Annotated in this window: 1 protein-coding gene; it reads right to left on the bottom strand. The window is 41.0% G+C overall.

Annotation, left to right across the window (positions count from 1 at the left end; translation table 11 throughout):
* Positions 1-229 (bottom strand): L-threonylcarbamoyladenylate synthase (locus AOA62_RS00060; RefSeq protein WP_178075609.1); only part of this gene is annotated, 229 nt, incomplete at both ends.

The following is a 229-nucleotide window of genomic DNA, read 5'->3' as shown; positions in this document are numbered from 1 at the left end:
CGCTAATGGATGGTCAGGCATCCTCACTGCAACTGTGGATAAGTTTGCCGTGACCCTTGGGGATAAATTCCCTTTATGTTTTAAAACAACAGTTAATGGGCCTGGCCAAAAAGCATTCATCAGTTTTTTAGCATGTTCCGGGATTTCTTCCACATACTTATTGAGCTGATTTAGATTAGCAATATGAACGATCAGTGGATTATCGGAAGGTCTCCCCTTTGCTATATAA

Origin of the sequence: Pseudomonas sp. 2995-3 (genome assembly GCF_002742565.1) — a bacterium.
GTDB lineage: Bacteria > Pseudomonadota > Gammaproteobacteria > Pseudomonadales > Pseudomonadaceae > Aquipseudomonas > Aquipseudomonas edaphica.
The sequence above is the reverse complement of the archived record's forward strand: the minus strand, read 5'-3'. Positions and strand labels throughout refer to the sequence as shown.